The 24,450-nt window shown below is 74.6% G+C and carries 20 protein-coding genes and 1 pseudogene; 10 read left to right on the forward strand and 11 right to left on the reverse strand.

Going from position 1 to position 24,450, the window contains the following annotated elements:
* Window positions 1-56: 56 nt before the first annotated feature.
* From EMA09_RS13615 to EMA09_RS13625, 3 genes are all read right to left on the reverse strand, one after another.
* Window positions 57-902 carry a DUF4097 family beta strand repeat-containing protein gene (locus EMA09_RS13615; protein WP_129841313.1) on the reverse strand — a complete coding sequence of 282 codons (846 nt, stop codon included), beginning with the start codon at window positions 900-902 and terminating at the stop codon, window positions 57-59.
* 84 nt (window positions 903-986) lie between these two features.
* Window positions 987-1,505, reverse strand: a complete 519-nt coding sequence (locus EMA09_RS13620) for a hypothetical protein (RefSeq protein ID WP_129841314.1) — start codon at window positions 1,503-1,505, stop codon at window positions 987-989.
* A 118-nt stretch (window positions 1,506-1,623) separates the two neighbouring features.
* Window positions 1,624-2,358, reverse strand: a complete 735-nt coding sequence (locus tag EMA09_RS13625) for an ElyC/SanA/YdcF family protein (RefSeq protein WP_240796385.1) — start codon at window positions 2,356-2,358, stop codon at window positions 1,624-1,626.
* A 71-nt stretch (window positions 2,359-2,429) separates the two neighbouring features.
* Between EMA09_RS13625 and EMA09_RS13630 the strand changes: the two genes are divergently transcribed.
* Complete coding sequence (locus EMA09_RS13630; RefSeq protein WP_129844020.1) at window positions 2,430-3,158, forward strand: sulfite exporter TauE/SafE family protein; 729 nt, start codon at window positions 2,430-2,432, stop codon at window positions 3,156-3,158.
* Here EMA09_RS13630 and EMA09_RS13635 read toward each other — a convergent pair.
* A complete protein-coding gene (locus EMA09_RS13635; RefSeq protein ID WP_129841315.1) occupies window positions 3,142-7,089 on the reverse strand; it encodes a CHAT domain-containing protein in 3,948 nt (1,315 codons plus the stop codon). The two genes, EMA09_RS13630 and EMA09_RS13635, sit on opposite strands and share 17 nt — an antisense overlap.
* Before the next feature lie 135 nt (window positions 7,090-7,224).
* Between EMA09_RS13635 and EMA09_RS13640 the strand changes: the two genes are divergently transcribed.
* From EMA09_RS13640 to EMA09_RS13655, 4 genes are all read left to right on the forward strand, one after another.
* Window positions 7,225-7,647, forward strand: coding sequence for an SgcJ/EcaC family oxidoreductase (locus EMA09_RS13640; RefSeq protein WP_129841316.1), 423 nt, complete (start codon window positions 7,225-7,227; stop codon window positions 7,645-7,647).
* A 45-nt stretch (window positions 7,648-7,692) separates the two neighbouring features.
* Window positions 7,693-9,213, forward strand: a complete 1,521-nt coding sequence (locus EMA09_RS13645; protein ID WP_129841317.1) for an ATP-dependent DNA ligase — start codon at window positions 7,693-7,695, stop codon at window positions 9,211-9,213.
* A 175-nt stretch (window positions 9,214-9,388) separates the two neighbouring features.
* Window positions 9,389-10,510 carry a peptidoglycan-binding protein gene (locus tag EMA09_RS13650; protein WP_129841318.1) on the forward strand — a complete coding sequence of 374 codons (1,122 nt, stop codon included), beginning with the start codon at window positions 9,389-9,391 and terminating at the stop codon, window positions 10,508-10,510.
* 40 nt (window positions 10,511-10,550) lie between these two features.
* Window positions 10,551-11,525: a 2-dehydropantoate 2-reductase gene (locus EMA09_RS13655; RefSeq protein WP_129841319.1), complete on the forward strand. Its 975-nt coding sequence runs from the start codon at window positions 10,551-10,553 to the stop codon at window positions 11,523-11,525.
* A gap of 7 nt (window positions 11,526-11,532) precedes the next feature.
* Here EMA09_RS13655 and EMA09_RS13660 read toward each other — a convergent pair whose 3' ends face one another.
* The 4 genes from EMA09_RS13660 to EMA09_RS13675 form a co-directional block, all read right to left on the reverse strand.
* A complete protein-coding gene (locus EMA09_RS13660) occupies window positions 11,533-11,973 on the reverse strand; it encodes a DNA-binding protein (protein WP_129841320.1) in 441 nt (146 codons plus the stop codon).
* 84 nt (window positions 11,974-12,057) lie between these two features.
* Entirely contained in the window at window positions 12,058-12,909 is an 852-nt protein-coding gene (locus EMA09_RS13665) for a class I SAM-dependent methyltransferase (protein WP_206305945.1), read from the reverse strand.
* Between the two features lie 59 nt (window positions 12,910-12,968).
* Window positions 12,969-16,181: a substrate-binding domain-containing protein gene (locus EMA09_RS13670; protein WP_168220725.1), complete on the reverse strand. Its 3,213-nt coding sequence runs from the start codon at window positions 16,179-16,181 to the stop codon at window positions 12,969-12,971.
* Window positions 16,182-16,476: 295 nt separating this feature from the next.
* The gene (locus EMA09_RS13675) at window positions 16,477-17,445 is read right to left on the reverse strand and encodes a right-handed parallel beta-helix repeat-containing protein (protein WP_129841322.1); all 969 of its coding nucleotides are present in this window, start codon (window positions 17,443-17,445) and stop codon (window positions 16,477-16,479) included.
* A gap of 159 nt (window positions 17,446-17,604) precedes the next feature.
* On the opposite strand from EMA09_RS13675, the gene EMA09_RS13680 reads away from it, so the two are divergent.
* Entirely contained in the window at window positions 17,605-17,832 is a 228-nt protein-coding gene (locus EMA09_RS13680) for a DUF2277 domain-containing protein (protein ID WP_129841323.1), read from the forward strand.
* Between the two features lie 22 nt (window positions 17,833-17,854).
* On the opposite strand, the gene EMA09_RS13685 is transcribed toward EMA09_RS13680, so the two are convergent.
* On the reverse strand, window positions 17,855-19,522 hold the full coding sequence (locus EMA09_RS13685; protein ID WP_129841324.1) for a DUF885 domain-containing protein: 1,668 nt from the start codon (window positions 19,520-19,522) through the stop codon (window positions 17,855-17,857).
* Between the two features lie 139 nt (window positions 19,523-19,661).
* On the opposite strand from EMA09_RS13685, the pseudogene EMA09_RS13690 reads away from it, so the two are divergent.
* Window positions 19,662-19,781: pseudogene (locus EMA09_RS13690) on the forward strand (methionine adenosyltransferase domain-containing protein); the annotation flags it as partial.
* A 173-nt stretch (window positions 19,782-19,954) separates the two neighbouring features.
* Here EMA09_RS13690 and EMA09_RS13695 read toward each other — a convergent pair.
* On the reverse strand, window positions 19,955-20,836 hold the full coding sequence (locus tag EMA09_RS13695; protein ID WP_129841325.1) for a LysR family transcriptional regulator: 882 nt from the start codon (window positions 20,834-20,836) through the stop codon (window positions 19,955-19,957).
* 214 nt (window positions 20,837-21,050) lie between these two features.
* Between EMA09_RS13695 and EMA09_RS13700 the strand changes: the two genes are divergently transcribed.
* The 3 genes from EMA09_RS13700 to EMA09_RS13710 all read left to right on the forward strand — a co-directional run bounded on the left by EMA09_RS13700 (window position 21,051) and on the right by EMA09_RS13710 (window position 23,718).
* The gene (locus EMA09_RS13700; protein ID WP_129841326.1) at window positions 21,051-21,314 is read left to right on the forward strand and encodes a hypothetical protein; all 264 of its coding nucleotides are present in this window, start codon (window positions 21,051-21,053) and stop codon (window positions 21,312-21,314) included.
* Window positions 21,315-21,508: 194 nt separating this feature from the next.
* Window positions 21,509-22,444, forward strand: a complete 936-nt coding sequence (locus EMA09_RS13705; RefSeq protein WP_129841327.1) for an EamA family transporter — start codon at window positions 21,509-21,511, stop codon at window positions 22,442-22,444.
* Window positions 22,445-22,506: 62 nt separating this feature from the next.
* Window positions 22,507-23,718: an MFS transporter gene (locus EMA09_RS13710; protein ID WP_240796386.1), complete on the forward strand. Its 1,212-nt coding sequence runs from the start codon at window positions 22,507-22,509 to the stop codon at window positions 23,716-23,718.
* Window positions 23,719-24,119: 401 nt separating this feature from the next.
* Here EMA09_RS13710 and EMA09_RS13715 read toward each other — a convergent pair whose 3' ends face one another.
* Window positions 24,120-24,329, reverse strand: a complete 210-nt coding sequence (locus tag EMA09_RS13715) for a hypothetical protein (RefSeq protein WP_129841328.1) — start codon at window positions 24,327-24,329, stop codon at window positions 24,120-24,122.
* Window positions 24,330-24,450 lie beyond the last annotated feature (121 nt).

Below are 24,450 nucleotides of genomic sequence, written 5' to 3' on the forward strand. Positions count from 1 at the left end.
TGGGGTCCTCCTGTTCGAAGGATGGAGTGGTGGGGAGGCGGGGGCGGGCCTGGGCCTCAGGGCATGGCGCGGAGGATGTCGATGCTGCCGTACCGGGTGCGGGCGCGGACCTCGACGGTGTCGCCGGCCGCCTCGGGCGCACCGGCCGCGTCGAGCCCGTTGCGCACCTGGCCCGAGGTGGAGCTGACGTCGAGCCAGGCGGCCGTGCCCTCGCGGATGCCGACCTCGATGGCGCCGAACGCGGTCTCCAGCTGGACGGTGCCGCGCGCCACCTCGCCCACCCGGACGGCGCCGTGCGCGGTGACGGCGGTGACCGAGCCCTCGGCGCGCCGGATGTCGATGTCGCCGTTGGCGCCGCGCACCCGCAGCTCGCCCATCACGGCCTCGACCGTCGTGGAGCCGTGCGAGTTCTTCAGGACGGCGGCCCCCTCGACGGTGCCGACGCGCAGGCTGCCGGAGCTGGTGGTGATCTCGGCGTCGCCCTCGACCCGCCGCACGGTGAGCGCGCCGTGCGACGCGGTCAGCCGCAGCGGGCCCGTGGTGTCGAGGCGGACGTCGCCGGCCGAGGTCCGCACGCTCACCTCGCCGAGCCGGCCCTCACCGAGCACCTGCGTCCAGGCGCCGGTGGCGTCGACGCGCGATCCGGCGGGCAGGCCGACCGTCACGTCCACGGTGCCGGTGCGGCCGAACAGGTTGCGCTGCTTCGGGGTCCTGATCGTCAGGGCGCCGTTCGCGCAGGTGACCTCCGTCTGCTCGGCCGCCCGGACGTCCTGGCTCCGCTCCGGGTCGCGGGGCAGCACCTCGACGACGGTGTCGGGGCGGTCGCTCGCGGCGAAGGTGACCGATCCGGCGTCCACGTGCGCCGTGACCGAGATCGGACCGTGGGTGTCGAAAGAAGGCATGGCTGTCCCGTCCTCTTGGGTCTTCTGAACGTCCCCGCAGGTGGGACGTGGTGTGGGTGGAGTGGTGCGGGGGGGCGGGCGCGGCTAGCGCACCCAGCCGGTGAAGCTCTGTCCGACGGTGCGGGCGCCCTCCGTCGCGCGGGGCCTGGCGCCGCCGTCGACCGCCGCCGACACGGCCCGGACGAGCCACGCGTTGACGGACAGGCCCTCGCGGCCCGCCGCCTCCTCGGCGCGCGCCTTCAGGTGGGCCGGGAGGCGCAGGTTCACGCGGGCGGTGCCGCCCTCGTCGCCCTCGGCCGGGGCGGGGGCCGTGAACGCCTCGGTGGCGGCGGCCGGCGCCACGGTGGCGCCACTTTCGGCGGGCGGTGGCGTCACCACGAAATCGGGGTCGAGACCGCGCAGCCGTACGTCGACCGAGCCGGGGGCCAGCTCGCGGGTGATCTCGGCCATCGCGGCGGAGAGCACGTTGAGCAGGGTCAGGCGGGTCGCCGATTCGAGGGGGGCGGTGAGCCGCTCGGCCAGGTCGCGGGCGTCCTCCCCACCGGCCTCGGCGGCCACCGCGAGTTCGCGGCGGAGGGTGTCGACATACGGGGTGAGATCCATGACGTCATCATGGCATCACCATGGCGCCATGCGCAACCCCCTGTGGCGCCGAATGGTGCTGGATGGCGTCACGCTGGCACTGAATGGTACCGAGTGGCGTCATCGGTGGCGCGGGCGGTCAGCCGGCGGCCGCGAGGGCGTCGTCCACCGCGTCGTCCGGCGGCCCGGGGACACGCGGTGCGGGGGTCGTCAGCGCGTCCCTCGCGGCGGTGACCGCGCCCGCCATCTCCCGCAGGCCGCTGAAGTACCACAGCAGACTCGCGTGGTCGCCGGCGCCGACGCCCCAGGCGTCGATGCCCGCCGCGTCGCACAGGGCCAGGGCGCGGCGTATGTGGAAGTCCTGCGAGACGAGGAGCGCGCGCTCGACGCCGAAGACCGTGCGGGCGCGGGCGCAGGAGTCCCAGGTGCTGTAGCCGGCGCCGTCGGTGACGACCCGGTCGGCGGGGATGCCGTGCTCGGCGGTGAGGTAGGCGCGCATGGCGCCCGGTTCGTCGTACGAGGGGCCGCTGTCGTCGCCCGAGACCAGCAGGACGCGGACCCGGCCCGCGTCGTACAGCGCGGCGGCGACGTCGAGACGGTCCGCGAGCCACGCGGTCGGGGTGCCGTCGGGGCGCAGCCCGGCGCCGAACACGATGCCGACGGGCGCGGTGGGCGCCGACTCCACCGTGCGCACGCGGTCACCGGTGCTGACGTACACCCAGGCGCTCGGCAGCGTCAGCAGCGCGAGGACGGCCACGGCCGTCCGGAGGGCCAGCCGCCTGCCGCGGACGGTGCGCGGCAGGCGCGGGCGTAACCGGTGCGGGACGGTGCGCTGCCGGGCGGGGCGCAGGTCGGTTTCCGCTGATGCCTTCACGCCCGGTATCACGTACCGGTCGGTGGACAAGTTCCCCGCGATCACCCGTACGGGCGTAGGGTCCCGGGGTGATCAGTGGGCTGACCGGTGCCGAGTGGACGGTGCTCGTGGTCGCCGCCCTGCTGGTCGGGTTCGCGAAGACCTCGATCGGCGGGGTCGCGGCGATCAGCGTCGCGCTGTTCGCGGCCGTCCTGCCCGCGCGCGAGTCGAGCGGCGCGCTGCTGCCCCTGCTGATCTGCGGCGACCTGATGGCCGTCGGCGCCTACCGCCGGCACGTGAACTGGCCCGAACTGCTGCGCCTCCTCCCGTCCGTCGTCGTCGGCGTCCTCGTCGGCACGGCGTTCGTCGCGTGGGTGGACGACACCGTGATGCGGCGGACCATCGGCGGGACGCTGCTCGCCGTCGTCGCCGTGCACCTGTGGCAGCGGCGGCGCCCGCAGACGGGGGCCGGACCGGTGCGGGCCGCCGTGTTCGGGCTGCTGGCGGGCTTCACGACGATGGTGGCGAACGCCGGGGGCGCCGTCATGTCGCTGTACCTGCTGTCGGCGGGCTTCCGGAAGATGGCGTTCCTCGGCACGGCGGCGTGGTTCTTCTTCATCGTGAACCTGTTCAAGGTGCCGTTCAGCGCCGGCCTCGGCCTCATCGACGGCGACTCGCTCGGCCTGAACGCGGCGCTCGCCGGTGTCGTCGTCGCCGGCGGCCTGCTGGGGCGGCTCGTGATCCGGCACGTGGACGAGGCGCGGTTCGAGAAGCTCGTCCTCGCGTTCACCGTCGTCTCCGCGCTCAACCTGCTGCGCTGACGTGCACGTACGCGCCCCACAGCTCGGGCGCCCCCGGTTCCCGCGCGCGCAGCTCCCGCACCGCGTCGTGCAGCGCGCGGTGCGGCGCGGCGCCGGCCGCCAGCGCGCGGTAGAACGCGTCGGCGACACGCGGCGCGGAGCGGTCGTCGATCTGCCACAGACTGCCGACGACGTGCCGGTACCCGGCGAGCTGGAACGCCCCCGTGATGTGCACGGCCTCGTCCGCCAGGTCCGGGCGGGCGCGCGTCGTCGAGCAGGCGGCCAGGTAGGCGAGGTACGCGGCCGGCAGGTCGAGCGCGGAGATGTCCGGGACCGTCAGCGGCCGCGTCCCGTGGTCGTGCAGCAGGACCCGGTCGGGACTCATCGCGTGGCAGGCGAAGTGCACCAGGTCGTGGGCGGGCAGGGCGTCGAGGACGGCGGCGCGCGTGGCGTCGGCGCCGCTCAGCAGGCGGGCGCCCGGATGCCGTTCCACGTGGAGCGCCGCCTCGGCGGCCGCGCCCGGCAGCGGCGCGGCGCCCGGCGTCTCGGCGAGGGCGACGACCAGCGGCGCGGCGCCCGGGGCGGGGGGCCGCCGCGCGTCCAGCCCGCGCACGAGGGCACGCAGGGTCGGGGCGTAGCTGGAGACGACGCGGTCGAGCACCGCGCCGTCCGCCGGGTCCGCCGCCTGCGCCGCGTGCAGCGGCAGGACGGTGAGGAGGCCGGTGGGCAGCCAGCAGACCCGGGGCCGGTCCGGCGTGCCGTCCGGGAGCGCCGCGGTGTGGCCGAGGGCGGTCAGGACGGGGTCGGCGAGGTCGCGCCACAGCCAGTCGAGGGTGTCGGCGACGATCCGCCGCCGCGCGACACGGCCGGCGCGTGAGGCGGCCCGGCCGGTGACGGCGGTCAGGAAGTCCTCCGCCCGCCGCCGCACCGTCTCCGGTTCGATGCCGGGCAGGGGGACGGACGTCAGCCGGCCGCCGTGCAGGATCAGCGCGTCGCTGCGCAGGTGGCTGACGTTCACGAGGACGGCTGCGGTACGGCCGTCCAGCGCGGTGAGGAAGCGGTCGACCGGCGGCGGCAGGAGGAAGTCGGCGAAGCCGGGGCGGCGGCGTACGGCGGCGACCAGGTCGTCCCAGGCGCGGGCCGCGGTGTGCCGGTCGGGCGGGGCGCCGGCGGCTCCCGGTGCGGCGGGCACGGCGTCGAGCACGGCGCGGAGCGCGGTGAGACGGGCCGCGTCGTCCGGATGCGCCGCACGCAGCCGCGTCAGGTCGGTGCGGGTGTCGAGGGCCTGGGCGAGCAGCACGCCCCTGCCCGTCTCCAGCAGCGCGACGGCGCGGTCGGGCCGGCCGCAGGCCATGGCGCAGGCGGCGGCGTCGGCCGCGAGGCCCTGGAAGCGGGCGGGTCCGCGCTCCTGGTCGGCGCGGCCGATGCGGCGGGGCGCGGTGCGGGCGAGGAGTTCGACGGCGAGGGTGAACGGGGCGAGCGCGGCCTCGGGGCCTTCGGTGACATAGGTGGCGGCCGCCCAGCGGGTGGCGGCGGAGACCCGTTCGCGGACCGGCCCGGCGGGGTCGGTCGCGGCCTGCCGCAGCAGATCCCGGGCCTGCCGCGACAGGGCGTCGTCCCGGGTGTCCATGGCCTTGCGGACGAGTGCGAAGCCGAGGAGGGACGTGGCGCGGACGCGGAGCAGGTGGCCGGGCGGCGTGGCCGTGACGGCCTGCTCGGCGGCGCGCACCAGGGCGTCCAGGGCGCCGGGGGCGGGATCGGCCTGGTACAGGAGGTGCCGGGTCTCGGCGAGGGTGGCGAGCCGGTCGATCCTGGCCGGGTGGTCCAGGGGTGTCCCGGCGACGGCGCGCTCGGCCGCCTCGGCGGCCTCCGTCAGGTCGGCCGTGCCGTCCCCGGCCGCGTGGTGGCGCGCGATGAGCGCGAGGGCGAGATTCGAGGTGAACCGGGCGTGCAGCAGGCGGCCCGGCGGAGTCGCGCGGACGGCGTCGCGCGCGCGGTCCACCGCCTCGTCGAGGTCGTCCGCGGTCGGCTCGGGGTGCGAGCGCAGGGCGATCGAGAGGTTGGACGCGATGCCGGCCGCCTCGGACGGGTCGGCGGCCAGGGCGAGGGACTCGCGCCACGCGCCTGTGGCCTCCGCGAGCGCCGCCGAGTCGCCGTACGCCTGGCAGCGGGCGAGGAGCGTTCCCGCGAGGGCCGACAGGCGGCCGGCGCGGCGCGGGTGCCCCTCGGGCGCGCCGTCGAGCGCGGCGCGCTGGTGGTCCACGGCGGCGTCGAGGTCGTCCGGGTCGCCGCCCGTCCGCCAGCGCATGAGGAGCACGGACCCGAGGGAGGTGTGGGCCGTGCCCGCGTCGGGGTGGTCCGGCGGCGCCGTGTCGAGGACGGTCGTGAACAGGGCGGCCGACCGGTCCATGGCGTCCCGCCCGCCGGTGCGCTCGGCGAGGGACCACAGGGCGGTGGCGTACGACAGGGCGGTGGAACGGCGGGTGTCCTGGTCGGCCGCGCGGGCGTGGGCGGCGGCCAGGAGGGTGAGGGCCTGCCGGAGGTCGGCGGCGCTGCCGGTGGCCTCGTAGCGGGCGAGGAGCAGGTCCCCGGCCGCCGCGTCGCCGTCGGGGGGTGCCGGTGACGCGGCGGCGAGGTCCGCGCGGAGGGCGTCGCGCAGGGCGTGGGCGGTCGCGCGGTTCGCCTCGATGCCGGGGCGCAGCGGGTGCGCCGGCGGCAGGAGGCGCAGGGCCTCGTCGTACGTGTCGGCGGCCTCGTCGGCGAGGACGTGGTCGGGCCGCTCGCGCAGCAGGGTCAGGAGGGCGGCGCCCAGGTTGACGGCGAACGTGGCCCGGCCCGGGTGGCCGGGCGGCGTGGCGCGCACCACCTCGCGGCTCAGGAGGACGGCCTCGGTGAGCACGGCCTCGTCGGGCACGGCGCCCGCGCGGACGAGGAGGGCGCCCGCCAGGTTGGACTGGGCGGGGACGCGGTCCGGGTGGTCGGCGGGGACCGCGTCGACGGCCTGCCGGTGCAGCGCGATCGCCTCGTCGATGACGGGGAGGTCCCCGGTGCGGTTGAACTCCTCGTGCAGCGTGCTGCCGAGGGACGCGAGGTGCGCCCCGTAGTACGTGTCGCCCGGCTCGGACAGCGCGACGCCGGCGCGGCCCGCCTCGACGGCGGCGGCCAGGGCGCCGGTGTCCCGGTCGCGCTCGTACCGCAGGCGCAGCAGGACACCGCGCAGGACGAGCGCCTCCGCGCGGACGGCGCGCGGGAGGTTGTTGTCGTCCAGCGCGCGGCCGACGAGGTCGAGTCCCCGGGCGAGATGGCCGCGGTCGCCGTCGGTCCCGTAGCGCCGGTACGCCTCCCCGGCGGCGTCCAGGAGGCGGTCGGCGGCGGAGGGCGGGCCGGCCCCGGCGGCGCGCTCGCCGATGGCGCGGGCCAGGCCCTCGCCCAGCGGATGCCCCGCCTCCCCCGCCCGGCGGAACCACTCCCGCGCCTCGTCGTGCCGCCCGCGCGCGGTGAGCAGCATCCCGGCGTTCAGCATGTCGTCCACGAGGCCGCCGGCGGCTGCCGCGAGGTACCAGTCGAGGGCCTCGTCCGCGCGGCCGGTCCGCTGGAGGAGCCGGGCGAGGTTGTGGGCGGCGTCGAGGTCGCCGGTGCGGGCGGCGCGCAGGAGCCAGCGCTCGGCGGCGGCGTGGGCGCCGGTCTCCTTGAGGACGAGGCCGAGGTTGTTCATGGCGGCCACGTGCCCGGCGTCGGCGGCGCGGCTGTAGTACGGGACCGCCTCCGCCGGCTCGTGCAGCTCCGTGTGGAAGGCGTGGCCGATCCGGTACAGCGTGTCCGGATGCGACGCCGCCCTTCCGGCCCGCCGCAGCCAGCGGCGCGCGGCGCGCCGCCGTCCCCGGAGCAGGTGCTGTGCCGCGCGGTTCATCGCGTCGGTGACGACAGGCGTGTCACCGGTCCCACCCACCATGAGACCACCCCCGGGCCCAGTGTGGCCGCGCTCCCACGGCCGGGCAACGGTGCGCGCTTGACTTCGAGCCCGCTTGAGGTTGTCGGATCACCGGTGACGGCGGCGGGTGCCGCCGGTCCGGAAAGGGGAACGACCATGGTGGATGTCGCGGCAGAGATCGCGCCCGACGCACGGGCGGCCGTCGCCGGCGTCGTGAAGGACCTGGCGAACGCGTTCAACGCCAAGGACCCGGTGGCGATGGGCGAGCTGTACGCCGCCCGCGCGTCGTGGACCAACGCCGCCGGGCGGCGTCTGGACGGCCGGGCGGAGATCGTGGCGTTCAGCGCACCCGCGATGACGGGCTTCCTGCGCGACGCGTACGCCCGCTACGAGGTGGCCGCGATGCTGGCCATCACGCCCGACGTGATCGCGGTGAACGTCGAGCAGACCCCGGTCGACGCCGCCGGCGCCCCGTCCGGGGGAGCCCACGGCAGGGCGCTGTACGTCATCGCCCGGCAGGCGGACGGGTGGCGCATCGTCGCGGGGCAGAACACGGCGATCGACGCGCCGGCCGCCTGACCGGCCCCGTGGCGGGGTGCCGCACCGTCCCCCACCATGGGGAGCGTGCTGCTCGAACGCGTCGTGCGGACGTCGGACGAGGTCGCCGGGCTCGCCGCGCGGTCGGCGAAGGTCGCGGCACTCGCCGCGCTGTTCCGCGCCACGGACCCGGCGGACGCGCCCGTCGTCACGACCTGGCTCGCCGGGCGGCTCCCGCAGCGGCGCGTCGGCGTCGGGGCGGCGGCGCTGCGGGAGCGGCCGGCGCCCGCCGCCGCCCCGCGCCTGACCGTGGCGGGCACGGACGCCGCGTTCGACCGGATCGCGGCCGTCTCGGGGACGGGCGCCACGGCCGCGCGGCAGCGGCTCCTCGGCGCCCTGTTCGCCGACGCCACCGCAGCTGAGCAGGACTTCCTCGTCCGCCTCCTCACCGGCGAGCTGCGGCAGGGCGCCCTGGACGCGTTCGCCGCCGAGGGGCTGGCCGCCGCCGTGGACGTGCCGCCGGAGGCGGTACGGCGCGCCGTGATGCTGGGCGGCTCCCTCGGCGCGGTGGCCCGCGCGGTGCTGGCCGGCGGCCCGGCGGCCCTGGCGGAGTTCCGGCCGGCGCTCGGCCGGCCCGTCCTGCCGATGCTGGCGCAGGGGGCGCGGGACCTCGACGACGCGCTGGACCGTATCGGCGGGCCGTGCGCCGTCGAGGAGAAGCTGGACGGCATCCGCGTGCAGGTCCACCGCGACGGCGGCACGGTGCGCGTGTGGACCCGCACGCTGGACGAGATCACCGACCGGCTCCCCGAGGTCCGCGCCGCCGCCCTCGAACTCGCCGCCGACCGCGCCGTCCTCGACGGCGAGGTCATCGCCCTCGACGACGCGGGGCGCCCCCGGCCGTTCCAGGAGACGGCAGGACGCGTCGGCTCGCACGCGGGCACCCTGCCGCTGTCGCCCGTCTTCTTCGACGTCCTTTGGGTCGGGGACCACGACCTCCTCGGCCTGTCCACCGGGGAGCGCGCCGCCGAACTGGCCCGGATCGCGCCCGCGCCGCGCCGCGTCCTGCGGCACGTCGTCACCGACCCGACCGACCCCGGGCAGCGGCGCGCCGCCCGGGACTTCGCCGCCATGGCCCTGGAGCGCGGGCAGGAGGGCGTCGTCGTGAAGGACCTGGCCGCCCCGTACGGTGCGGGCAGGCGCGGCGCCGCCTGGCTCAAGGTGAAGCCGGTGCACACGCTCGACCTCGTCGTCCTGGCCGCCGAGTGGGGGCACGGGCGGCGGCGCGGCCGGCTGTCCAACCTGCACCTGGGCGCGCGGCGGCCGGACGGGACGTTCGCGATGCTCGGCAAGACGTTCAAGGGCCTCACGGACGCGCTGCTCGCCTGGCAGACGGACCGGCTGCGGGAGCTGGCCGTCGAGGAGTCGGGCGGCACGGTCCGGGTGCGGCCCGAACTCGTCGTGGAGATCGCGCTCGACGGCGTGCAGCGCTCCAGCCGCTATCCCGAGGGCGTGACGCTGCGGTTCGCGCGGGTCGTGCGCTACCGCGAGGACAAGCGGGCGGCGGACGCCGACACGGTCGCGACCGTACGCGCCCTCCTGCGCTGACCCCGCACACCGCGCGCCCCCCGGCACTCCCGCGCGCCGCCGGCAACGGCGCATCGTGCCCGCTTCGTTATGGCCTCGGGCGCAACAATCGGGCCGTTCTGCGCATCTTTACCGGTGGACGCCCACTTCACGGGGCTGCTTCCGTTCGTGACACATCCGGCTCAGGGGGAGACCGATGCGTTCCGCTCTCGTACGCCACCGCCGTCCCGCCGTGGCGGTCGCCGCGCTCGCCACCGCCGCCGCGCTGCTGCTCGGCGGCTGCGCGGCGGATCCGGACGGCACAGCCGCGGACGGCCCGTCGTCGCCCGGCACGGCGGAGCCGGAGGCCACCGAGGAGCCGGCGGACGACGCCGCGGACGACGGCACGGCCACCCCGTCCGACGAACCCACCGACGAGCCGTCCGACGACCCGGCCGACGAGATCGTCCTCGCCTACGGGGACGAGTCCGAGCAGGTCCGCGAACTGCAGGCACGCCTCGGGCAGCTCGGCCACTTCGCCGCCCGCCCCACCGGTTTCTACGGCGACGTGACGCTCGGCGCGGTCTCCGAGTACCAGCGCGCGGCCGGCCTCGACGTCTCGGGGGAGGTGTCGGCCGCCACCTGGGACACCCTGCTCGGCGCGACCCACGACCCGACCGACGCCGAACTCAACCCGCCCGTCCAGGTCATGGGCTACGGCGACAACTCCGAGCAGGTCCGCGAACTCCAGGCGCGCCTCGGGCAGGCCGGGCACTTCGACGAGAACCCGACCGGCTACTACGGCGACGTCACGGCCGCCGCCGTCCGCGCCTACCAGGAGGCCGCGGGGCTCGACGCGTCCGGCACCGTCTTCGAGGACACCTGGACGTCGCTGACGGGCGCCACGGACGAGCCGACGCGCGAGGAGCTGTACCCGCCCGTCGAGATCCCCGAGCCGGAGCCGGGCGAGCTGGACGAACGCTGCCTGGAGGGCCGCGTCCTGTGCATCTCCAAGACGAGCCGCACCCTGTCGTGGGTGGTCGACGGCGAGGTGCGGATGACGGTGGACGTACGGTTCGGCGCGGAGCAGACGCCGACGCGCGAGGGCGAGTTCGAGGTCTACTGGAAGTCGCGCCACCACCACTCGACGCTGTACGACTCCCCCATGCCGTACGCCATGTTCTTCGACGGCGGCCAGGCCGTGCACTACTCGCAGGACTTCGCCGCCAACGGCTACAACGGTGCGTCCCACGGCTGTGTCAACGTCCGGGACGAGGACGCCATCGCCGCCCTCTTCGACGCGGTGGACGAGGGCGACAAGGTCGTCGTGTACTGGTGACCCGGCGCGCCGGGAGGGCACGGGTGTTTGAATGACACTCATGCGCTACATCGTCATCGGCGCCGGCGCGGTCGGCGGGGCCATCGGGGGGCGGCTGCACGAGAGCGGCCGCGACGTCGTCCTCGTCGCGCGCGGCGCCCACGGGGCGGCCCTCCGCGAGCACGGCCTGCGCCTGCACACCCCGGACGGCACGCGGACGCTGCGGATCCCGGTGGCGTCGGGTCCCGACGAGGCCGGGCCGCGGCCCGGCGACGTCCTGCTCCTCACCGTGAAGACGCAGGACACCGACGCCGCGCTCGCCGCGTGGGCGCCTGCGGCGGCGGACCTGCCGCTGCTGTGCGTGCAGAACGGCGTGGCGAACGAGGACCTGGCGCTGCGCCGCTTCGCCCGCGTGTACGGGGTGTGCGTGTGGCTGCCCGCGCAGTTCGTCGAACCGGGGGTCGTGACGGCGCCGTGCGCGCCCCTGACCGGGATGCTGCACATCGGCCGCCACCCGGGCGGGGAGCCCGACGACACGGCCCGCGCGATCGCGGCGGACCTGGAGGGCGCCCACTTCCTCGCCCCGGTCGTGCCGGACGTGCTGCGCTGGAAGTACGCCAAGCTGCTGAGCAACCTCGGGAACGCCGTGCAGGCCGTGTGCGGCACGGGCGATCCCGGCGCGGCGGAACTCCTGCGCCGCGCCCGCGCCGAGGGCGAGGCGGTGCTGACGGCCGCCGGCATCCCGTACGCGGGCGAGGCGGAGCAGGCGGCGCTGCGCGGCGACCGCATGGACATGCGGCCCGTGCCGGGCGCGGACGTGGGCGGCGGCTCGACGTGGCAGAGCCTGCGGCGCGGCACGGGGTCGGTCGAGGCTGACTGGCTGAACGGGGAGATCGTCCTGATCGGGCGCCGCCACGGCGTCCCGGCGCCGGTCAACGAGGCGCTGCGCCGCGCCGTGAACACCTTCGCGCGCGAGGGCCGCGCGCCGGGGTCCGGCAGCGCCGCCGAGCTGCTCGCCGCGCTGCCGGACGCCTGAGCCGTCCCTACTCCCCCGCGTCCGTGCCGCCGGTGGTGCGCCCGGCGAGCCGCGCGTACCGCTGACGGGCGGCCTGCGGGGTGCCGAGGCCGAGGCCGAACGCGATCTCCTGCCAGGTCAGCCCGCGACCGCGCGCCATGGTGAGGAGGCCGGCCTCCAGGTCGTCCATCTCCCCGCGCGCCCGGGGGACGAGGCTGAGCGCGGCCGTGATGTCGGCGCGGTCCACCGCCGGCTCGCCGTCCTCGGGGAAGGCGGCGCCGGACAGGAGGAACGCGACGATCCGCACCGCCTCGTGCGGCGCGATGACGGCGGGGTGGGTGCCCCGCGCGCGCTGCTCGGGCGTCGCCGCGTGCCGTTCGGCGATGCGGAACAGCGCCGCGTACGCCCGGTGTTCGCGGGCGGCGGCGGGATCGGGCGGGAGGAACGGGTCGGTGGGTGCGTCCGTCATGCCCCCATCGTCGCCGACCGCACACCATGGCGTCAACGGTTCGGCGAAAACTTCTCGCGTTGAACAATCCGTTCAAGTGGTCGGTCAGGCGGTGCGGCGCGCGCTCAGCGAGTACAGCAGCGGTACGGCCGGCTGCCCCGCCGGGAAGCGGTACAAGCCGGACGCCGGGTCCTTCTCCAGCGTCGAGAACGCCCCGAACGCCGTCACGTCGTGCTCGTGCAGGAACTCGACGCGCAGCCCGGCCGCCGCGACGGCGCTCACCACCTCGCCCAGCGTGTGGTGCCACTCGACGTGGCGCGGCTCGGGCAGTTCCGGGCCGTCGGTGTACGTGCGCGGGTAGTCGTACGCGGCGGGCGCGGTGTCGAAGTAGCCGCGCTCGAAGCCGCGTCCGTCGTCCGTCATGACCTCCGTCAGCGGGTGGAACTCGGCCAGGTACAGACGCCCGCCGTCCTTCAGCAGCCCGGCCACCGTCGCCGCCCAGCGCGGCAGGTCCGGCAGCCACACGAGCGCCCCGAAACCGGTGTACACGAGGTCGAAGCGCTCCCCCGCGAGCGCGTCGGGCGCCCCGTACACGTCCGAGGTGACGAACCGAGCCCGGTCGGCGAGCCCGGTGTCGCGGGCCAGCCCGCGCGCGGTGTCGATGGCGGGCGCGGAGAAGTCGAGGCCGGTGACGTCGGCGCCGAGCCGCGCCCAGGAGAGGGTGTCCTGGCCCATGTGGCACTGGAGGTGGAGGAGCCGGAGCCCGGTGACGTCGCCGACCTCCTCGACCTCCAGCGGGCGGAGCGTCGAGACCTCGCCCGCGCGGAAGGCGGCCAGGTCGTAGAAGGCGCTCCCGGCGTGGACGGGGACACGGGCGTCCCAGTTCCTGCGGTTCTGCTCGATGTCTGCTGCATGATCGGTGGGGTCGGCGTCCGGCGCCGGGGGACGAGTGCTCACGCGCCGGAACGGTATCGGCGCGTGACCGGCCGCGCACGGGGATTACCGGCCGGGCCGCGTCACGGCACGTCGCGCACGTCGCGCCACGCGTGCGGGGCCACCCCCGTCACCCGCCGGAACACCCGGCTGAAGTACGCCCGGTCGTGGAAGCCGACCGCCCGCGCGACCGTCTCCACGTTGTCGTCGCTGCGCTGCAGCCGCTCCTTCGCGCGGCTGATGCGCAGCCGCGTCAGGTACTCCCACAGCGTCACGCCCAGTTCGCGGTGGAACAGCCGGCCGAGATGGTCCTCGCTGACGCCGGCCGCCTGCGCGACCTGCCACCGCGAGAAGCGGTACCGGTAGTGCTGCTCGATGTACGCGAGGGCGTGGCGCACGGGGGCCGGGTCGGCCGCGGGCCGGCGGCCGGGCGCCGCGCGTTCCACGAGGGCCGCGAGCAGACGCGCCGTCTCGGCGTCGTCGAGGATGCCGTGGCCGAGGAGGACGAGCCCCGGGTGCGGCTCGGCCCGGCGTACGTCGGCGGGGCTGAAGCCGGCGTCGCTCAGCATCAGCGCGGGCACCCCGGGGAGCCGTTCCACCAGGTCGAAGCCGTCCATGTCGGGCAGGACCCGGTCGGTGACGAGCAGCGCGGGCGGGGCGGCCTCCTCGGCGAGCAGGGCCAGCGCGGCCGTCCCGTCGGCCGCGGCGCGGACCGGGCTGCCGGGGAGCGCGGCGGCGGCCAGCCGGCGCAGGCGCTCGCGCGCGGCGGGGGCGCCGCACGCCACGACGGCCGGTTCGGCGATGCCCGCCGGCCGCAGCGCGCGCAGCGCGGCGGCCAGGTCGGTGCCCTCGACGGCCGGCCCGTACAGGAGGAACGGGGTGTGCCGCAGCGCCGGGTGGCCGTGGAGACGCCGGGCCGTCGCCCACGCCTGCGGGGTCGCGACGGCCGTGTCCCAGGCGACGGCGGCCGGCGGGGTGCCCGCGGTCAGCGTCGTGATGTCGTCGTCGGGGTGGACGGCGCGCGGCCAAAGGCCTGGGACGGCGGCGGCCGTGCCGGGCGGCACGCGGTCCACCGTGAGGAGCGCGGTCCCCGGCGCGGCGGCGGGCGGCCCGTGCGGCTCGGCGGGCGTCGGCAGCGGCAGGTCGAGGCGGAACTCCAGCGCTCCGGCGGCGCGGTGCGCGGTGAGGGTGCCGCCGTGCAGCGCGGCGAGGCGGCGCGCGACGGCGAGCCCGAGCCCGCGGGTCGCGAACGGCTGGAACACGGCCTGCTCGTCCTCGTCGCGCGGGACGGCCGGCGCCGTGCCCCGCACCAGCACCGTCAGGTACGGCGGCGCGACGGCGGCGGTCAGCAGCGCGTCGTCCCCCGCTGCCGCGACGAGGTTGCCGAGGACCTGGCGGAGCCTCGCCGGGTCGGCCCGCACGGCCGGCAGCCTCGCCGGTACGCGGTGCCGCGCCGCGCCGGCGCCCGTCAGCAGGGGGCGGGGGTCGACGAGGCGGCGGTCGAGCGCGAGCGCGTCGGTCTGGGAGCGCGACAGGTCGAGGAGGTCGTCGATCAGACGCAGGAGCCGGGCCGCGCCCTCGTGCGCCGGGTCGCCGGGGCCGGTGTGCCGCAGGATCGTCTCGACGGGGGTGCGCAGCTCGTCGGTGGCGTTGTCGAGGACGCGGGTCTTGAACCGGCTGGCGCGCTCGGCCGCGTCCCTGGCCTCCCGCACCTCCTCGAACAGCCGCACGCCCTTCAGGGCGGCGCTGACATGGTCGCCGAGCGCCCGGCACAGCGCGCCCCGGCGTGCGGCGGCGCGGCTGGTGCTCTCACCGCCGGGGCCGGTGGGCGGCTCCGTCTCGAAGACGGCGTGGCCGAGGTGCTCGGCGCCGATGTGGAGGGGTTCGAGGACGGCCGTGAACCGGTCGGGCCGGTCGCCCGTGACCGGCAGCGCGAGCGGTGCGGCGGTGGCGTCCGGGCCGCGCGGGAGCAGCGCGAGGCGGTGGCGCGGTATCCCGAGGCCGGGGAGGTGGCGGTCGAGCGCCTCGGCGATCGCGGCCGTGTCGGTCGCCGTGGTGAGGGCGGTGGCGAGGGCGCGCAGGCGGCGGGCCTCCTGCTCGCTGGTCCAGCGCTCGTACTCCAGGAGCCGGCGCGCCTTGTCGGCGACCATCAGCCGGGCCTGCGCGACGGCCCGTTCCGCCTCGGCGGTCGGCGGTGTGCGGGCGCGCAGCCGCAGCAGGGCGCGGTCGAGTCCCGCGGCGTCCTCGGGGGTGCGCGTACGGGCGGCGAGGCGGCGTTCCAGCGCGGGGAGGAAGCCGGGGCCGAGGGGCGGCAGCGGCGGCTCCCCGTCCGGCGGCCCGTCCGCGTCCGGCGGCGCGTCGGCCGCGCCCTGGGCGACGAGCGGCGAGGCGCACCCGCAGGACCTGCGGATGACGAGGGTCCCCGGCACCGCGCGGCGCGCGGGCGGCCGGGTCCCGCGCAGGCGGGCGAGCAGGGTGTCCACGGCGAGCGCGCCCAGTTCGGCGAACGGCAGGGCCACCGAGGTGAGCGGCGGATCGCTGATCCTGGCCTCGGCCGAGTCGTTGAAGCTGATCAGCGCCACGTCGTCGGGGACGCGGATGCCGCGCTCGGTGAGCAGCCGCAGCGCGTCGGCGGCCAGGACGTCGCTGCAGGCCACGACGGCGTCGAAGTCGCTGCCGGGGCGCAGTCCGCGCACGTCGAGCAGGACCCGCATCGCGGCGGCGCCCGCGCCCGACGCGTAGTCGAGGGACGCGGAGACGAGCCGGCGGTCGCGCGGGATGCGGTGCCGGGTGAGCGCGTCGGTGTAGGCGCGGAACCGGTCGCGGGAGACGGGGTTGGCGAGCGGCCCGCGCAGGCAGGCGAGGCGGTGGCGGCCGTGGTGCCGTACGAGGTGGCTGACGGCCTCCCGCATGCCCGCGTGCGAGTCGAGCAGCAGGGTGTCGGTCTCCCGGCCGTCGAGGGCGCGGTTCAGGCTGATGACCGGTCCGAGCGCGGCGAGCCTGCGGGCGAGGCGGGCGGCGCGGTCGCCGCCGGCGGCCAGGCCGAGCGTGGACGACCAGCAGATCGTCCCGTCGACACGGGCGCCCGCCAGCAGGTCGTAGAGGGCGTTGCGGGGAGATCCTGGGTGCAGGGCGTCGCCGGGGAAGCAGACGAGGTTCACGTCGTTGCGGGCGCAGGCGTCGATGACGCCGGCCCACAGGGTCGCGCCGACACCGAGGTGGAGGTTGGCCGTGACCAGGCCGATCGTCGCCCTGCCGGCCGGACGCCGCGCCGTCGCGGATCGCAACTCCACCATGCTGGCTGCCTCGTTCGGGGACGACAGCGGGGTACGAGTGCCGCGTCGGGCAGGGTTTGCCCGTCGAGGAGCGGCGTCCGGTGCGGTGCATCGCAAGGCGCCGGATCGCCCTCGTGCTGGGCGCACTTGGACGATTCGGCAACGCGGCGAGGTGCCGTGCCGGGCGACGCGACGGGGCGAACCTTGCCCGACGCGGTACGAGGTCGGCGTGGACGATAGCGGTGGGCGGGCCGGCCGACAAGAGCGGCGGCACGGGCGCCGGAGCGTCCGTGCCGCCGCCATGGGCGTGTGCCGGTCAGACGTGGCCGACGCCCGCGCCCGCCGTCACGATCGACTTGACGCTGGACGCCGGGTCGAGGCTGTAGCTGTACGGGATGGACGCGACGGAGCCGCCGGCCTCGCCGCTCCCGGAGTCCACGAAGTGGTTGTTGCGGGCGACGATGCTGCCCTCGTCGGACGACGCCTCGCCGAGGTGGTACGGGTCGTCCGTCCCCTCGAAGTAGTTGCCCTCGATCAGGACGCCCGCGTCCTCCGTGGAGGCGACACCGTAGCTGCTCACGTTGTCGTAGTAGTTGTTGTAGACGTGCACCGGGTCGCCGAAGCGGACGCGCGGGTTCCGCTGCGTCGTGCCGTCGAACCAGTTGTGGTGGTAGCTGACGTGCAGCTTGCCGACGTCCTCGGACGCGTTGCTGTCGGAGTGGCCGAGCAGCATGTTCTTGTCCACGTCGTAGGCGTGGTTCCACGAGACCGTGATGTCGGTGGACGCCCGCTTGATGTCGAGGGCGCCGTCGTTCGGGTTCGTGAAGTCGTTGTGGTCGATCCAGACGTTCGTCGAGTACTGGACGTTGATCCCGTCGTCGTCGGAGTCGCGGAACGTCAGGTTCTGCACGATGACGTTGTCGGCCCGGGAGATGTTGAGGCCGCTGCCGTCGATGACGCCGGAGGTGCCGACACCGACGATGGTCTTGTCGGACGTCACGTCCGCCATGTCGTCCAGCTCGATGGTGCCGGTGACCCGGATCTGCAGCGGCCCGTCGCTCTCGGCCGCGTCGATGAACTCGTCGGCCGAGTCCACGGTGACGGTCGAGCCGCCGGCGCCGCCGGTCGTGCCGGCGCCGAACCCGGTCGGCGTCCCGGCGGCGAGGGGCGCGGCGGCGGTGCCGGCCGCGGCGCTCTGGGCGGCGGTGACCCCGCCGAGCGCTGCCACGGCGGTCGTCACCGCGACAGCACTGACCAGCTTGAAGCGTGCGCTCGTCCTGCGCATGGGGGGATCTCCGTTCGTTCGTGGGGGTGGAACGGGATGACCGGTGCCGCGCGGCTTCGGCAGTGACTCGATGCTAGGGCGGGCGCTGTGGACGATGACGGGCCGCCTGTGGACTATGACGCTCGGCCGCGGCGCCGGGCACGGGGCACACTGGACGGCATGTGCCGCAGCATCAGGACGCTCCGCCCGCCCGCCGCCGACGACGTGACCGAGGACGACGTGCGGGCCGCCGCGTTGCAGTACGTGCGCAAGATCAGCGGGTACCGCACCCCGTCGGCGCGCAACCGCGAGGTGTTCGACGCGGCCGTCGACGAGGTCGCCGAGGCGACGCTGCGGCTGCTCGCGGGCCTCCGCGTGCGCGGGGTGCCCGCCGCGCCGGAGGACTGACGCCGGCGCGGCGGGCGGCGTCTCAGCGCAGGGCGCTCAGCTCGCCGGCCAGGTCGTCCAGGCCGAGGGCGCCGAGGGACAGGGCCGCCATGTGCCACGCCTTCAGGTCGAACGCGCCGCCCGCCGCCTCGCGGGCCGCCGCACGGCCGGCGAGCCAGGCCCGCTCCCCCAGCTTGTAGCTGATGGCCTGGCCCGGCATGCCGAGGTAGCGGGTCAGCTCGGACGCCGTGTACTCCGGGTCGTGGCCCGTGTGCAGCGCGAAGAACTCCGCCGCGAGCTGCGGCGTCCACACCTCGCCGGGGTGGAACTCCTCGCCGGCCGGGACGCGCAGCCCCAGGTGCATGCCGATGTCGATGATGACGCGGACGGCACGCAGCATCTGCCCCGACAGGTAGCCCATGCGGTGGGCCGGGTCGGTGAGGAAGCCCAGCTCGTCCATGAGGCGCTCGGCGTACAGCGCCCACCCCTCGGTCGTCGCGCTGACACTGCCGATGCTCGCCTGGAAGCGGGAGAGGCTGTCCTGGACGTGCACCCACTGCGCGAGCTGGAGGTGGTGCCCCGGCACGCCCTCGTGGTACCAGGTCGACACGAGGTGCCACACGGGGAAGCGGGTGGCGCCCTGGGTCGGGAGCCAGGTGCGGCCCGGGCGGCTGAAGTCGAGGGACGGCCGCGTGTAGTACGGGGCGGCGGCGCTGCCGGGCGGGGCGATCATCGTCTCGACGCGGCGGATCGGCGCGGCCAGCTCGAAGTGCGTGCCGTCGAGCGCGTCGATGGCGCGGTCCACGAGGTCCTGGAGCCAGGCGCGGATCGCCTCCTCGCCCTCGATGGCCTCGCCCTCGCGCTCCAGGTGTTCGAGCACCGCGGCGGTCGGCGCGCCGGGCAGGATCCGCCCGGCGACGGACCGCATCTCGGCGGCGAGCCGGTGGAACTCCTCCCACCCGTAGGCGTACGCCTCCTCCGGGTCGAGGTCGGCGCCGGTCCACAGCCGGGCGCCGGCGAGGTAGCGGTCGCGGCCGACGGCGTCCGGCGTCCCGGCCGCGGCGGGGAGGTACGTGCCGCGCAGGTAGCCGCGCAGGCGGTCCAGGGCGTCGGTGGCGGCGGTGGCGGCGGCGTCGAGGTCGGCGCGCAGGGCGTCGGGTCCGGCCGACACGAAGTCGCGGTACCAGTCGGCGGCGAGCCAGGTGTCGAGCTGGGCGGCGACGGTCTCGGCCTGGCGCGGGGCGGCGGTCATGCCGCGCGCGACGCCCTCCCGCAGGGACGCCGTGTACCCGGCCAGGGCGTCGGGGACGTTGGCCATGCGCCGGGCGATGGCGGCCCAGTCGTCGTCGGTACCGGTCGGCATCAGCAGGAATATCGACCGCAGCGACTGGACCGGCGAGAAGAGGTTCGAGACGTTGCGCAGGTCCTCCCCTGCCTCGTGGACGGCGAGGCGCGCGGTGAGGCGCTCGCGCAGGAGGCGGGCGGCGCGGCGCTCGACGGGCGGCAGGGCGTCCGTCCCCGCCGCGTCGCCGAGCCGCGCGAGGGTGGCCCGCTGGGCGTCGGCGACGGCGGCCGAGCCGTCCGGCGACAGGTCGGGCAGGGCGGTGGCGCCCGGCCTGATGCCGAGTTGGGTGCCGACCAGGGGGTCGAGGTCGGCGAGGGTTTCCACGTAGGCGTCCGCGATCGCGCGGGGGGAGGAGTCGTCGTGCATGGGCACATCCTGGTACAGCCGCCCCGCCAGGGGAAGGAACGGGCGTTCGACACCGCTCCCGCCGCGCGCGGGATCACGCGCGGTTGTACAGGCGCGTCGTGAACGTGCCGAACACCGCGACCAGGACGCGGGCGGCGACGAGATCGACCGCTCCGCCACGTACGCGATGCGCCGGGCCGCCAAGAACGTGGTCGCCGCGGGTCTCGCCACCCGCTGCGAGGTCCAGGTGGCGTACGCCATCGGCGAGGCCGAGCCGGTCGTCGGCACCGCCAAGGGAGAAGGTGCCCCGGACTGCACTGCATCACGCTGAACCGCTCAACGGCGACGCTCGAGATTCACCGCGACACAGTGAGCTCAAGCACGCTCTCGCGGCTCCCCGCTGCATGCACGTCGAGGTCGCCTGCCCGGGCAGCCGGGGCGGCGACCACCGTTTCACTTGTCATCGACCGAGATGCCGAGGATGGCGAGGAAGGCGGTGGCCGCGGGCGTGCTGTTGTCGCGGCTCCAGACGATGTGCTCGACGCGGGTCGGTGCGTCGGTGACCTCGATGGTGGTGACGCCGCTGAGTCGAGCCACGTAGGCGGAGGGGAGCATGGCGACACCGAGGCCCTGTCCGACCAGTCGCGCCAGGAAGTCTGCGTTGGTCACCTCGAAGGCGACGTCGCGGTGGACACCGGCGGCCGAGAAGGCCAGGTCGGACTGGACACGTCCGGCCGTCTTGGCCGGCAGGTCCACGAACATCTCGGAGGACAGCCTGCGCAGGTCGACCGCCGACTCCTGGGCCAGCGGATGGTCCGGCCCCACCACCGCGACCAGCCGGTCACGGGCGAGTTCGCGGGAGTTGACGCCTTCGGGGCGCACCGTCGTCGGCAGTCCGAGGAAGGCCACCTCGATGCCTCCCGTCTTCACCTGCTCGACCAGTCCGTCGCTCGCGCCCACGCTCAGGCTGATGCGCACGTTCGGGTACTGCTGGTGGAAGTCGCGCAGGGCGCCCGGGATGTCGACTGCGGCGACGGACGGGATGACGCCCACGGCGAGCCGTCCGCGCACCTCGCCGACGGCCGCGGCGACTTCGTTGGCCGCGCGCTCCGCGGCGTCCAGACACTGCCGGGCTGCGGGAAGGAAGGCCGCACCGGCCGGCGTCAGCCGTACCCGGCGGCTGGTGCGCTCGAAGAGTCTCGCGCCCAGTTCCTTCTCGAGGCGGGCGACTTGGTGGCTGAGGGCGGACTGGACGACCAGACAGCGTTCGGCGGCCCGGGTGAAGCTGTTCGTCTCGGCGACGGCAACCACGTAGCGCATCTGCTGGAGCTCCATGCATCTATCGTGCATCGCGCTAGATGAGGTGACAAGCATGTGTTGGACTCATTGATGGCTGCGGACTGAGACTGTGCGTGTGCCAAGTCCCGCTGTGAAGGGACCGCATCGGTGTTCCTTGGGGAATTCCCCCGTCGCCCGTTCTCACGGTGCTCTCTCCCGAGCTTGAGCAAGCCGGCGGCAACCAGATTTCGATCGAGAGGACGAGCCGGTCATGAGCCTTGCTCCGCCGAAGCCGCAGACGGTCACCGTCGCCGACATATGGGTCGATCCGCGCTGTCCGTGGGCATGGCTCACCTCCCGCTGGTTGCTGGAAGTCGAACAGGTGCGCCCTGTCGCCTTCTTCGGACCGGTGATCAGCCCCACTCCGCGCGGCGAGGCCGCCGGACGCCTCTGGGACGGTGTCCTCGCCGTGGCGGGCACCGACGGCTTCTTCGAGATCAAGCGCACCCGCACCCGCGAAGCCATCTTCGACTGAGGTGTGCGGGAGGCCTGTCGCCGCACTACCCGGATGCCGCCTCCTGCCCGACGAAATCGTTGCCGTCGGAAACCGCTGTCTGGTCGCGGAGAGCGACCTCCTTCATCGAGGAATCAGTTGAACGTGAATGCATTTGTCCTGCCTGTCATCGGCGATGTCGATGACAGGTGTTCCGGTACGGGAGGCGGCGCGACATGAAGAGCGGGCGGCAACTCCTCACCGCTGGTGTGACAGCACTGGCGCCGGCGGTCTGGGGCAGCACCTATCTGGTGACAACCGAGTGGCTGCCGCCGGACCGTCCCCTGCTGGCCACCACCGTGCGGGCGCTTCCAGGGGGCCTGTTTCTGCTGGCCCTCGCCCGCACGCTACCGACCGGGGTCTGGCTGTGGCGCACCCTGGTGCTCGGAACCCTGAACATCGGCGCATTCAACTTCCTGCTGTTCGTCGCGGCCTACCGGCTTCCCGGTGGCATCGCGGCGGTGATCATGTCGGCGCAGCCGATGTTCGTACTCGTCCTGGCGGCGCTGTTCATCGGCGACAGAATCCGGTCTTCCCATGTGGCGGCCTGTGTCCTCGGCGTGGCCGGTGTCGTGTTGCTCGTGTTCAGGGGAACGGTGGAACTCGACTACGTCGGTGTGGTGGCGGCGCTCGGCGGCGCGATGTGCATGGCCACCGGCATCACGCTGACCAAGCGGTGGGGGCGCCCGGACGGGGTGGGGCTGCTTCCCTTCACCGGCTGGCAACTCACCGTGGGCGGACTGGTCCTGCTTCCGTTCACGCTGGCCGTCGAAGGACTGCCGTCCAGTATCACAGGAACCAACATCCTAGGGTTCGCCTATCTCGTCTCCCTCGGCGCCGTCATCAGTTACATGATCTGGTTCCGCGGGATAGAGAGGTTGCCGGCACTGGCGGTCTCCTTCCTCGCCCTGGGCAGCCCGATCGTCGCGACCATTCTCGGATACGTGTTTCTCCACGAGACGTTGTCGATTCTGCAGCTGATCGGTGTCGTATCGATTCTCACGGCCATGCTGCTGGCGCAACCCCGGCCAGCCAGGCCGCAAGAGCCCGGCCCCGATGAACCTCTTCACCGCGACGAGACCAGCGGTATCCGGGCCAAGACGGCGCATTGATCCGGCGAAGAGTTCCAGAGAAATCCGTAAACCTGACAGCCTGAATCCATCGGAGCGACGAAATGGTCACACAGCAGGAAATGCTCCCTCAGGAAGAACGCCGGCCTTCGGCATCACGGGCATGGCTCGGTGTTGCCGCCATCACGGCCAGTCTGTTCGTCTTCCTCACCACTGAGCTGATGCCCGTCGGCCTGCTCACCCCGCTGAGCAACAGCCTGGACATCTCCGTGGGTGCCGCCGGGCTGATGGTCACGGCGCAAGGTGTCGCGGCGGGGTTGGGCGTACCCTTCATCGTGGCCTGGACCAGGCGTGTCAACCGGCGCCTGCTGCTGTCCACGCTGCTGGCGATCTTGGCCCTGGGCAACCTCATCACCGCCATCTCACCGAACTACCCGCTGATCCTGACAACGCGTCTCGTCATGGGATTCGCCAGCGGTGTGTTCTGGGCGATCGGCGTGAGCATGGCCATGCGTATCGTGCCGGAGCGGCAGGCGAGCAAGGCGGCCGCGGTCGTGATGTCCGGCATCTCGATCGCCACCGTGGTGGGCATCCCGCTGGGCACCATCATCGAGAGCTACACCGACTGGCGCACCACGTTCGCCATCTGGGCCGGCCTCAGCGTGTTGGTGTTCCTCGCGGTCGCTGCCACTGTCCCGTCGCTTCCGTCAGCGAACGCGGTCTCGGTCCGGGAAGTCTTCGAGCTCCCGCTCAAGAACGTGCAGCTGCGTACGGTGCTGTTCATCGTCGTCTTCTTCGTCCTTGGCCATTTCGGGGCGTACACCTTCGTGCGGCCCTTCCTGGAGGACAGTGCATCGGCCACAGCCACCTTCATCACCGTCGTGCTGATCATCTTCGGTATCGGAGGCGCCGTCGGGAACTTCGTCGCCGGATACACGGTGAACAAGAGCGTGCGGGGCACCTTCGTCGTCGGTGGCGCGGGTCTCATCACGGCCTTGTTGTTGCTGCTCACGACCGGCGACGGGAAGGCGGGCGTGATCGTCGCGCTGGTCCTCTGGGGGCTGTCCTTCGGCGCCGTGCAGCTGAGCCAGGTCAACATGACTCTCGCTGCCGCGCCCGAGACCTTCGAAGCGGCGATGTCGCTCAATACCATGGCGTACAACACGTCCATCGCGCTCGGAGCGCTTCTGGGCGGACTGTTCGCCGACGATATGAGTGTCACCAGTGTCGTGTGGTTCGGTGTGGCGCTGACCGGGGCTTCGCTGCTCCTCAGGCTCGGCACCGGCCGGAAGACCGCGAGCGCCGTCTCCGCATGATCGTGTGGAGCACCATGCCGGACAGAGTCTTCCGAGCGAACGGGTGCGCGGCCTCGGCCAGGATCCGGCCTCCGGCCAGTGGACTCCGACCGCGCCGGAGCGCCAGCCTCCTGGTCATCGCGTGCGCTGAGAGACACATACGAGAACAGGCTCGGTATCCGGAAACGGATGGCGGGGCCTGACCTCTCCGATGGCTGGCCGTTGTCACTCGGCCCGTCTGCCGCCGCATGCCTTGACCGGCCCCGTCGTCTCGACCGCAGGCCCGCTCCACGAGCGCGTCATCGCCCGCCCTTCCGTCGTCCGGATGTGTCCGTCCGCACCTGTGCCCCCCGGGGCAGCGGGAACTCATCGCCCGGACGGCGGACCGGAGTGATGTGGCGGGAGAGCGAGGGGGCGTGGCGCTAAGGAGTCCATACGTCGGGGCCGCCGCCGCGCCACTCGATCAGCGCGGGGTCGTCCAGCCGCACGTCGTCGGGGTCGAGCCCGGCCCTGCGCAGGAACTCGATGAGTTCGGCGGGCGAGCGGGCGAGCCCGAGGTCGGCGCCGCCCGCGCGGACACGCCGCCCCCTGGATCCAGGAGCCAGTACGACGATATGAGCGCGCGGTGCCATGCCTCCAGGGTGCGGCATCGGCCGCGGGGCGGCAGCCCGGGGTGGGCATCCGCGCCGTTTTGATACCCCTGGGGGGTATGGTAGACATACCTCCGGAGGGTATCTTCGAGCGTCGAGGAGC

Source organism: Streptomyces sp. RFCAC02, from assembly GCF_004193175.1.
Classification (GTDB): Bacteria; Actinomycetota; Actinomycetes; order Streptomycetales; family Streptomycetaceae; genus Streptomyces.